Source organism: Idiomarina sp. UBA4206, from assembly GCF_002383015.1.
Taxonomy (GTDB): Bacteria; Pseudomonadota; Gammaproteobacteria; order Enterobacterales; family Alteromonadaceae; genus Idiomarina; species Idiomarina abyssalis.
Genome location: NZ_DFTS01000072.1, coordinates 29,046 through 38,763, shown reverse-complemented (window position 1 = coordinate 38,763; position 9,718 = coordinate 29,046). Strand labels below are relative to the sequence as shown.

The window sequence follows — 9,718 nt, the reverse complement described above, 5'->3', positions numbered from 1 at the left end:
CATATCGGACCTGGCAAGCCATTGAAGAAGCATGAAGCCTGGGTTGCTAAGCGCGACGAACAAAAACGTGCAACCATGGAGGATCGCGTTCCGGCTCCTCGAGTTTATAAAGTGTGGAATACCGCACAAATGGGAACTGCTGACTCTGAGTACCTTAACCTTCTGGCCGATATTTTAGCTAACGGTAAAAACTCACGACTTTATGAACGTTTAGTTTACAACGAGCAAATTGCCAGTTCTGTAGGAGCCTTCCAGTACGGTCGCAAACTGGCCGGTCAATTTATGATCACGGCCGACGCCAAGCCTGGTGTTGAACTTGAACAAATTGAAAAAATTATCGATGAAGAACTTGCGCGCCTAATACAAGAAGGCCCGACAGCAGCAGAATTACAACGCACTAAGTTCAGCACTACGGCAGATTTTGTTCGTCGCGCTGAAAAAGTCGGTGGCTTCGGTGGCAAGTCCGACATACTCGCCTCTGGCGCGGTCTATCATAATGACCCGGGCTTTTACGAAAAAGAAATGGAGTGGACTAAACAAGCTTCAACCAACGACCTGCAAAACGCTGCAGAACAGTGGTTAAGTCATGGTGACTTCGTTCTTAATGTCGTTCCACAACCTAACTACACTGCGCAAGAGACCAATGCAGACCGTTCACAACTACCCAATGTCGGCGACTTACCACAATTAGAGCTGCCAGAAGTTGAGCAATTTACTTTGTCCAATGGTTTAGAAGTTTATCTGGCACAGCGCAGCGATACACCAACTATTGAAATGAGTCTGGTTTTTGACAGTGGTTATGCCTCAGATGTTGGCGGTAAACTCGGTACAGCAAGTTACACCATGTCGATGCTAAAAGAAGGTACTGAAAACCTGAGTGCACTAGAATTAAATAAGCGCTTAGAGTCTTTAGGAACCAACTTAAATGCCTCGGCCAGTCTCGATAGCTCACGTATTAGCATGGACACACTTAGCGTTAACTTCGCTGAAAGTCTGGCGTTAATGAATGACGTTCTACAAAATCCGGCCTTATCTGAAGAAGAAATTGAACGCAAACGTTCAAACTGGATAGAAGGCATTCGCAAGGAAGAGGCACGCCCTCAAACTCAGGCTCTACGTGTTCTTCCGGGCTTGATGTTCGGTGAAGGTCACGCTTATAGTCAGCCGTTAACGGGTTCAGGTACGGTTGAGTCTATCAAGTCTTTAACTCGTAAAGACTTGGTCGAGCATGCGCAAGCCTGGTTACGTCCCGACAACGCAAAGTTGGTTATCGTTGGTGATACAACCGTTGAGCAAGCGCAGTCACTATTAGAAGAGCAGTTCTCTAGTTGGCAGGCTCCGGCTTCTGACAAGCCTGAAAAGTCGCTTGATGCTTCAATGGCCTCTGAAACCAGCCGTGTTTTCCTTATTGATAAACCAGGGAACCCACAGTCTTTAATTATAGCCGGACAGCTGGCACCTTCTGGTCAGGTTGATAACGCTGACACCATCGATGTTATGAACACCATCCTTGGTGGTAGTTTTACCAGCCGTCTGAACATGAATTTACGTGAAGATAAAGGCTGGTCTTACGGTGCTCGCTCAATTTGGCTGGACAACGAAGGTCCGGGCTTATTAGTGGCTTTGGCACCAGTACAAACGGACAAGACCAAAGAATCTGTTGAGGAAATCGTAAAAGAGTTTACTCAATACGAAGGCGATAAGCCTGCTACAGAAGACGAACTTGCCAAGGTGAAAGCTAATAAAACAGCTAAATTACCTGGCGCGTACGAAACGAAGGGTAGCCTGCTTAGCGGTTTGGTCAGTACTTTCAATAAAGGCAAAGACGTTGAATACCTGGAAGCTTATGGACAGCGCATCAACGCTATTACCCTTAACGATATTCATGAAAATGCCGATAAGGTTCTAAAACCTGACGCTATGACCTGGGTTATTGTTGGCGACTTAGCTGAAATTGAAGATAAGATTCGTGAACTTAACCTTGGGGAAGTGACTATCCTAAGTGAAGAAGACATTAAATAATAATGTTCGCCCCCAGCCTTCCCGGCTGGGGGATTTTTTATGCGCCAAATAATTGCTCTGCACGACTGTGCAGAATCCAACTGGTAAGAATATATTTATCGTTAGAAACCGGCGTTCTTCCTCTGTGAGTATGAGTAAAATACGCAGGTGCTATCACCATTTGACCCGCTTTAGGGTGTAACGAACGGTTCTGATAATAAAAGTCCGTTTCTCCGCCATCTTCCACGTCATTCAGGTAATACATAAACAATAAAGCTCTGTGCAATGGTTCAGTAGATCCTTTTTGCGGATAAGCTTCACAATGCCAGTAATTGTAATTGCCTTTGCCTTTTCTATAACGCTGCATTTGTATTGCGCCAACCCGAAACAGCTTTTGCATAATTGCCATTTCGTTGCCTTTCGCAACTTCATCAAAGTTATCATTAGTTAAAGCAACAGGTTGTTTTGTTTTCGGGTGTTGCAGTGTCAGTGCCACAGGCCCAATTAAAGCAAATCGGTACTTCTTAAAGTACTCCAGCGCGTGACGTGCTGTTGTCTGCTGAATTTTCAGCAATAATTCCTGGTACTCCGGGTGGGCATTGAGCGATAAATCGGTACTGACCTTCTTCGTGGTATCCACCCCACCACCCGTTCGGCCATCAAAGGTGTGAGGGGACTGTTCAAAAACATCGATGAGTTGCTGGCACAACTCGCTCGAAAGAGCATTATCATAAGTTTCAATGAAATCATTCATAGCAGTGACTTTTCCTGACCTTATGTGTTTTAAAAATCAAAAAGGCTTAATTTAATACGCGGTTCACTTCCGGGGATGGCTTGCCAATGTAGTATCCCTGCAGATATTCAATCTGTTGGTCGCAGAGGTAGGTATTCACGTCTTCGTTCTCGACAAACTCCGCCACAATAGGAATACGTAACTCTTTACAAATACTAATTAGGCCATTGAGAATACTGGCACTTGTCGGGTCATGTAATACATTCTGAACAATACTGCCGTCAATTTTTAAATAATCCGGACGCAGGCGTATCAGACGCGAAAAATTAGAGTAACCAACGCCAAAGTCATCAATTGCAATTTGGCCGCCTAGTCGTCGAACATCTTTCGCAAAGGACTGGATTTTCGTGAAGTCCTCAGTTGATTCAGTTTCCGTAATTTCGAAAATAAGCTGAGCTTTCTTATGCTCAGCAAGCACATAATGGATGAAGCTTACGGTTTCTTCATTCAGAATGTCTTCTATTGATAAGTTTACGGAAATGGCAACCTGGTATTGTTCTGAGGTAAGAACCGCCTGCTCAATGACAGAGCGCGTAATTTCACAGTAGTAACGTGTTGCTTTTGCTTTATCGAGAAACAATCCGGGGGCTAAATCGTGGTTATCATCTCTTAACCGCACCAGCGCTTCGTAATAATTCGGCTGCCCTTCTTTTGTACTTTTAATGGGCTGGTAATAGTTCACAAAGCGATGATCCGTCAAAGCGGACTGAATCTTCGGTATCCAGTTCACTTTATTCTCATGCATAAATTCTTTTTCATAAACCACTTCAATTTTGTAACCCGAGTAAATAACTTTTGCTTTTGATAACGCACTTTCTGCCAATTGCAATTGCTTACCACGACCCACACCCATGCCAATAGCAACATCCAACGCAATGTCGCTACTGCCAATCACGAACTTCTTTGATAGCAATGACTGATAGAAACTGAGCAGGTGATCCTCGAACAAATTAGGGATCATTCTAAAATCCGGGATAAGCGCAAACTTGTCGCTATACAGTCGATAAATTTTTATGTGTTTACTTTTTAAAGTCTCAGATGCCCAGTGGCTAAACTGGCGCAGTAATTCGTCACCAAACTCTAAACCGTAATAGTCGGCATAGCTTCTAAACTTACGAATATCCATAACGGCAAGACATTGTGTGCCAACACGTTTAAGGTCATTCAATAAATCAACTCGTGTCGCAAGCCCGGTAACCTGATCAAACCGGGCTTCATGCAATAGCTCGTCAAGGTACATTTCACGCGAAATATCCTGAAACAGTAAAACCAGTTCGGTTAAGTGACCATCGGTTCCGTACAGAGGGATAGCCATACACCGACACCAATTGCTGCGACTGTTACTATTCAGGCAAAGTGAACCATTCCAGGCCTCACCACTGTCTGTCGCTTGTTTTATCGCATCCATTATATCGTTACGGTTGTCTTGATGCAGGAAGGCAGAAAAAGCCGTGGTTTTCTTCAGATAATGAATGTCTAATAATTTATGGAGAGAAGAGCTCATCCAGCGAATGTTGCCGTTTGGCGACAGTCGCGCGCACAAAGTTGCAGATTCAAGCGTATTAATGTACTGCTTTAACAAAAATTGATCACGCATGCATGCTTGCTCGGCCTAAGTCGCAAAAGAAATGTTAGCTTTTTGTAATGTACCGAATTTACCGAGATAATAACAGTCCGTAACCCAAGATATTTACTTAACCTTACTCACCCAGTCCCGTATAATCCGCTCAAATTTAACTCAGCTAACTGCTTTTTAGGTTATACCCGATGAAAAAACTGATATTAGTACTTCTATTGTGCAGCTCATTTCCTTTTGCTGTTAACGCCGAACGTTATTGGTCTGACACCAGCCTTACCTATCTCAACGGAAGCGATTACGAAGTCGGCGATCCCAATCGTCACGTACTCACCCTGGAGTACGTTGGCGGATATAGTTGGGGCAAAATATTCAGTTTTGCTGACAGACTGGAATCGGATAACGGCGATACCGAAACCTATATCGAGTTTTCACCTGAATTCTACCTGCTTGAGTTTGACGATAACCCGGTAAAAAATATTAGCTTCACCACAACGGCTGAGGTCGGTGACGGTTTTACCAATTACTTATACGGTATTGGTGCCGCATTTGATGTTCCCGGTTTCCAGTTCTTTGAGCTTGATGCTTATAAAAGAAATAACGATGGCTTGCCAAATAACTATCAGTTGACTGCCAGCTGGGGCTTACCTTTCTCTATTGGTGAAACACAGTGGATGTTTGACGGTTTCATTGATTACGCTTCAGGTATCAGCAACGTTGGCCCGGCGAACCTTAACTTCACCTCTCAACTAAAGTGGAACATTGCTCCTTACTTTGAGTTATCGGCACCTCTTTACGTGGGTATTGAGTATGTTTACTGGCGTAATAAGTTCTATATTGACGGAGTGACAGAGAAAAACCCTAATCTTTTGGTTAAATGGCACTTCTAACAAAAAAAGGGGCTATCACAGCCCCTTTTTTTCACGTCCACTTCAAAAACGATAAGTCACACCAATATTTAAAGTATTAATCTCGTATTCGTCTTTATCAATCAGCTTTATCCAGTCGATAAAATAAGTGGTTCTCGGGTTCCGGTCATATTGAATTCCGCCCCCGTAGCTCACGCTGTTTAACGTTGTATCTTCACCAGCTACCATAAACTTCCCACGGGAAAAGCCACCGGTCACGTATAACGCAACTTCTGGCGACAAATACAAGCGCGGCTTCGCTAATAGACTGGTTATATAATCGGTCTCAAACTTGACGCCCCTATCACTACTGCTGTGTACTCCAAAGCCATAACGAGCTTCGGCAGAAAGGCTATTGCTATAGCGGTAGCCCAACATCAGGTTGACCACATGCGGAGTAAATGAAGGAGTACCTTCCAGTTCCGTATCAACATTCAGTTGAGCTAAAGATGCAGCTCCGTAATAACCACTGTCCTGCGCCTGACTCAACGCACTAAAGAATAAAAATACACTACCTAATAAAGCCGTTCGAAAAAACACCATTGGATTTCCTTATAAAAACAATTTTTCCGTTACAGGTATTTTAACAGAACCGGCTAAAGGTGATATACCCCCTGATAATCAGCCACCTCAACGTCGTAAGATGTGCGTTGCATTAAGCAGTCGCGAAAAGCCTCAAGAGCATCCAGTTCACCATGCACTAATTGAATCGGCGTATTGGGCTTTAATTCAGACTGCGCTAGCCAATCCAAAATCTCTTGGTAATCGGCATGTCCAGACAACCCTTCTAACGAACGTATTCGGGCTTTGACCGGTAGCCACTGGCCATGCAGCTTTATCGATTCACCCCCCTGCAGCATTTTAGCCCCACGCGTTCCTCCCGCCTGGTGGCCACTAAACAGAACCGTTGCGCGATGATCGCCTAGCCAGCGCTTAAAGTGATGAAGAATACGCCCACCTGTCGCCATACCACTTCCGGCAATAATAATATGCGGTCCGGACTGAGAGGCAATAGCCTTAGACTCATCAACTGAGCGCGTATATTCAACGGTACCAAAGGTTCTGGCACAATCAGAGTCAGACAGACGATGCAGCTGATGATAGCGTTGATAAAGACCTGACACATTAATTGCCATAGGAGAGTCTAAATAGATGGGTTGTCTGGGTATTCGGCCTTCTTCCATAAGCTTGACTAATAAGTACTGCAACAATTGCGCCCTGCCGACGGAAAAGCTTGGAATTAGTAAAACACCACCAGCCTCAGACGTTTCTTTTACCACGGCAGCGAGTTGCTCTTCTGCATCTTCAGTTTCCTTGTGCAGCCGATCGCCGTAGGTGGACTCAAGCAATAGCAGATCTAAATCAGGTAAAGGTTCCGGCGGGTACATCATGATATCTTGTGGCCGCCCGACATCTCCTGAAAACCCAACTTTTTTGCCTTCTGCTTCTATAATAACGCTTGAAGCGCCCAGAATATGACCCGCCGGCTGCAAAGTGACCTTAATATCCCCTATTTCAAACTGCTGATGAAACTCAACGCCCTGAAATAGCTTCATAGCTGACTTTGCTGTAGCTTCATCGTATAAGGGTTCGGGCTTTTCGTGTCGACTTAACTTGTGTTTTCCCAGATACTTCGCATCTTCTTCCTGAATGCGTCCGCTGTCGGCGAGTAGAATGTCGCACAGTCCCGATGTTGCATGATGGGCAAAGACCGTGCCCCTAAAACCCGCTTTATAAAGCACAGGAACAAAGCCAGAGTGGTCAAGATGTGCGTGCGTTAGAACCACACCATCCACTTGGTTTATCCCCATAGGCAGGGGCTGCCAGTTACGTCTACGTAGCCATTTGTATCCCTGAAAAAGCCCGCAGTCGATAAGAATTCGGGTGGAATCTGTTTCCACCAAATATTTTGACCCGGTGACGGTTTCCGCTCCACCTAAAAATACAATACGCATCAGTTCTCCCTGGCTATGCAGTTTTTCCCACTCTTCTTAGCTGCTAACAATGCTTTATCGGCGCGGTCGATAGTGGCCATAATATGCTCATCCGGCACGACTTCAGCCACTCCAAAGCTACAAGAAAAGGCATGATTAGTGCCCTCTAATCTCGCCCTGTTTATTTCCATTCGCAGCCTTTCCGCTGTTTCTTCAGCAAATTGCAATGAACTTTCCGGCAGTAAAATCATAAACTCGTCACCACCAAAACGTCCGAGCAAGTCACTGCTTCTCAGGACCGAAGTAACGATATTTGTCACCTGCACAAGAGCACGATCACCGGCCACATGCCCATAACTATCATTAATCTTTTTGAATTCATCCACATCGAACATGATCAACGAAAGTGGTTTATTTTGACGCTTACCCAGATTCATTAAAGCATCAGCACTCTGCATAAAATGTTCACGCGAAGCTGTTTTCGTTAACCCGTCCTCAGAAACCTGCCGGGTCAGTAACTCATTATGCGCCATGAGTGTCGGGACCGTTAATCCAAACCAGGCGCTTGCCGCAATTATTGTAACGGCAAACTGATACACAATAGCGTAGTCCATCAACCCTAAGATGCCGACAGAAAATGCCGTAATAGTGCTGAATAATGCTAATGATATGGCCGTATTTAAAGGCGACTCGGTATACGAAACCCACAGTAAAGGGAGAATAAGGAAGAATATTGAGAAAGCCGCTTCATCTTTGTTTGCGGTTGCCGTCAATATGAGGCTTAAACTCAGCAAAGCCAGAATAAGCAGCAGTTTCCAAAGAAAAGAGCTCTGATTACCAGTTTTTACCGTAAAGCTAAGCCCTCCAAGCCAATGTTCCAGTTGCGGATAACGCCAACTCATCAGAGCAATAAAAATCGGTGAAAGAACGATAACCCCGCTCATATCTCCTATCCACCAGGGCAGCCAGGTATACCAAATAGCGTCGGCTTCCAGCAGCTTGCCTGAGATCATGACTTCGGTGCCCAACCAGGCGGCGCAAAATGATGAAAGCGCAGCAACACCAAGAAACGTCATTATGGTGCTGGCAAGCCCATAACTGCCCAGTCGGGTAAGCTTTGAACGCAATAACCAGGCGCCTAAGAAATAAGGTAAGGTGTGAGCAAAACCAAAAAGAACGCCCGTAGTTAGCAACTCTTTAGCCGGAGTACCGCTTCCGTATAACTCCGAAACCCAGAAGGTAGTGACAACTCCGGCAATAAGAATGGCCGGAAAGGCCCGCCAGCTCATAACCAGGAATGCGGCAAACGTCAGTCCCGCAGGGGGGAACCAGATACTCGCATGTGGTCCATACTCCATCACTGCCGCAATACGCCAAAGGAGTATCCAGACAACGACGAGTATCAGACTTCTAATAATAGTTTGAAGCAAGGCAATTACTGCATTTGTTGTTAATTGTTGACCTTACTGTTATCAAAAAACGCTCAAAAGGCAACCATTAGTCTATTGACGAATAAAATTTATCTTGCTTCACTCAGAAGTAACAAGGAGTAAGAAATGACAGAGCACTACCCACAAGCCGAACAATTTATGGCTAGCACCCATGAAGTTGAAAACCAGCCTAAACCGTTAGAAAACTATAACCTTTATCTGGCCGATAAAGCTCTGCAGCAAGCTGTAGAGCGCGAAGGTGCCAGTTGGGCTTACTCCGATCTTATTGCTTTTGGCGAGCTGGCAGGTAAAAAGGAAAGCATTGAACTTGGTTTCCAGGCTAACAAGTACCAACCCGAATTACGTACTCATGACCGCTACGGACACCGTATTGATCAGGTAGACTTCCACCCCAGTTATCATCAATTAATGACAACAGCAATTGAGCACGGGCTTCATGCCAGCCCATGGAGTGACCCGAAATCAGGAGCCCATGTCGCTCGCGCGGCTAAATATTACCTTCACACGCAGGTAGAAGCTTCACACGGCTGTCCTATTACCATGACCTTTGCCGCAATTCCGGCACTGAGGCATCAGCCTGGCTTATTCGAAGAGTGGGCCCCAAAAATTACCGCCCGTCAATACGACCCGAGAAACATTCCTCACACAGAAAAAAATGCCGTGACTATTGGTATGGCAATGACGGAAAAACAAGGAGGGTCAGACGTACGGCGTAACACTACGCGGGCTTATCCGTTGACAACAGAAGGTTCCGGCCAGGCGTACGAGCTGGTTGGTCATAAGTGGTTTGTCTCCGCTCCCATGTGTGACGCGTTTTTAGTGCTGGCACAAACTCGTAGTGGCCTGTCCTGCTTTTTAGTTCCAAGATGGCGCCCTGATGGCTCAAAAAACCCTATCCAACTTCAGCAATTGAAACAGAAAATGGGCAATGCAGCGAACGCTTCAAGTGAAACTGAGCTTCGCGGTGCTTTGGGCTGGATGGTCGGTGAAGAAGGCCGAGGCGTTCGAACCATCATCGAGATGGTCGCAACCACACGTTATGACTGCATGATTGG

The 9,718-nt window shown here is 45.4% G+C and carries 8 protein-coding genes; 3 read left to right on the top strand and 5 right to left on the bottom strand.

Annotated features, from left to right (window positions below; translation table 11 throughout):
- A partial coding sequence (locus tag B3180_RS14245) for a M16 family metallopeptidase (RefSeq protein WP_286845157.1) occupies positions 1 to 2,022 on the top strand: 2,022 nt, incomplete at its 5' end.
- Positions 2,023 to 2,059: 37 nt separating this feature from the next.
- Here the strand turns inward: B3180_RS14245 and B3180_RS14240 are convergent.
- Complete coding sequence (locus B3180_RS14240; RefSeq protein ID WP_222236822.1) at positions 2,060 to 2,755, bottom strand: 2OG-Fe(II) oxygenase; 696 nt, start codon at positions 2,753 to 2,755, stop codon at positions 2,060 to 2,062.
- Positions 2,756 to 2,801: 46 nt separating this feature from the next.
- The gene (locus B3180_RS14235) at positions 2,802 to 4,391 is read right to left on the bottom strand and encodes a GGDEF domain-containing phosphodiesterase (protein WP_278358389.1); all 1,590 of its coding nucleotides are present in this window, start codon (positions 4,389 to 4,391) and stop codon (positions 2,802 to 2,804) included.
- 170 nt (positions 4,392 to 4,561) lie between these two features.
- Here B3180_RS14235 and B3180_RS14230 point away from each other — a divergent pair, with 170 nt between their 5' ends.
- Positions 4,562 to 5,260 carry a nucleoside-binding protein gene (locus B3180_RS14230; protein ID WP_278358388.1) on the top strand — a complete coding sequence of 233 codons (699 nt, stop codon included), beginning with the start codon at positions 4,562 to 4,564 and terminating at the stop codon, positions 5,258 to 5,260.
- 42 nt (positions 5,261 to 5,302) lie between these two features.
- Here B3180_RS14230 and B3180_RS14225 read toward each other — a convergent pair whose 3' ends face one another.
- The 3 genes from B3180_RS14225 to B3180_RS14215 are packed head-to-tail and all read right to left on the bottom strand — an operon-like array spanning position 5,303 to position 8,642.
- Positions 5,303 to 5,821, bottom strand: coding sequence for a porin family protein (locus B3180_RS14225; RefSeq protein WP_278358387.1), 519 nt, complete (start codon positions 5,819 to 5,821; stop codon positions 5,303 to 5,305).
- A 53-nt stretch (positions 5,822 to 5,874) separates the two neighbouring features.
- On the bottom strand, positions 5,875 to 7,233 hold the full coding sequence (locus tag B3180_RS14220; RefSeq protein WP_286845152.1) for an MBL fold metallo-hydrolase RNA specificity domain-containing protein: 1,359 nt from the start codon (positions 7,231 to 7,233) through the stop codon (positions 5,875 to 5,877).
- On the bottom strand, positions 7,233 to 8,642 hold the full coding sequence (locus tag B3180_RS14215; RefSeq protein ID WP_278358385.1) for a sensor domain-containing diguanylate cyclase: 1,410 nt from the start codon (positions 8,640 to 8,642) through the stop codon (positions 7,233 to 7,235). The genes B3180_RS14220 and B3180_RS14215 overlap by 1 nt, the downstream gene beginning before the upstream one ends.
- Before the next feature lie 126 nt (positions 8,643 to 8,768).
- On the opposite strand from B3180_RS14215, the gene B3180_RS14210 reads away from it, so the two are divergent.
- Positions 8,769 to 9,718 (top strand): acyl-CoA dehydrogenase family protein (locus B3180_RS14210; protein ID WP_286845149.1); only part of this gene is annotated, 950 nt, incomplete at its 3' end.